Source organism: Paraburkholderia sp. EG304 (assembly GCF_046543485.1).
GTDB lineage: Bacteria > Pseudomonadota > Gammaproteobacteria > Burkholderiales > Burkholderiaceae > Paraburkholderia > Paraburkholderia youngii.
In genome coordinates this window covers 1-1,057 of the sequence record NZ_JBKGUA010000233.1, presented here as the reverse complement: position 1 = coordinate 1,057, position 1,057 = coordinate 1, and the positions used below count along the sequence as shown (strand labels likewise).

Here is a 1,057-nt window from a genome sequence, read left to right as displayed (position 1 = left end):
CTGCCGGCGATTGTGGCCGTATCGCGCCAGGCGCCGCTTGAGCTGTCGTTTGCCCAGCAGCGGCTGTGGTTTCTGGCACAGCTGGACAAGGACAGCGTCCGCTACCACGTTCCGCTGGGGTGGCGGCTGCAGGGCAGGCTGGATCGCGCGGCGTGGCGACGCAGCCTCGATCAGCTGTATGCGCGCCACGAGGCGCTGCGTAGCGTCTTCGTTGATGCGGAGGAGGGGCCCCGGGTTGAGATCCTGCCACCCGGCACGGGCCTGCCCGTGCTGGAGCACGACCTGCGGGAGCGGCCGGATGCGGCGGCGGCGCTTGTGGCGCTGTGCGCCGAAGAGGCGTGCATGCCTTTTGATCTGGCGCGCGGGCCGCTGGTCCGTGGGCGCCTGATCCGGCTGTCGGAGCAGGAGCATGTCTTCCTGCTGACGCAGCATCACATCGTCTCGGACGGCTGGTCGGTGGGGGTGCTGGTACGGGAACTGGGCAGCCTGTACCGGGCGTTCGTGGCCGGACAGGCCGATGCCCTGCCGGTGCCGGCGATCCAGTATCCCGATTATGCGGCCTGGCAGCGGCAATGGCTCTCCGGGGAGCGGCTGCAGCGTCAGGCGCAGTACTGGCGCGAGGCCCTGTCAGGCGCACCGTCCATGCTCGCGTTGCCGACGGACCGGCCGCGCCCGGCGCGCCAGTCGTTTGCCGGCGCCACGGTGCCGGTGGAGATCGATGCGGAGCTCACGCGGGAACTCAGGCGGCTGGGCCGTGAGCATGGCACGACGCTGTTCATGACGGTGCTGGCGGGCTGGGCGGCGGTGCTCTCGCGTCTGTCGGGGCAGGACGACATTGTGATCGGGGTGCCGAGTGCCAACCGCGGCCGGCGCGAGATCGAGGAGCTGATCGGCTTTTTTGTGAACACGCTGGCGCTCCGGGTGGACCTGTCGGGCGGGCCGGACGTGGCGACGCTTCTGGAGCGGACACGGCGTACGGCCCTGGGGGCGCAGGAGCATCAGGACCTGCCATTCGAGCAGGTGGTGGAGATCGTGCAGCCGCCCCGGGCGCTTGACC

Annotated in this window: 1 protein-coding gene; it reads left to right on the top strand. The window is 70.4% G+C overall.

All coding sequences use genetic code 11. From position 1 onward, the window contains the following. On the top strand, nt 1-1,057 hold a 1,057-nt coding region (locus ACLFKU_RS43550; RefSeq protein ID WP_410853371.1), incomplete at both ends, for a condensation domain-containing protein.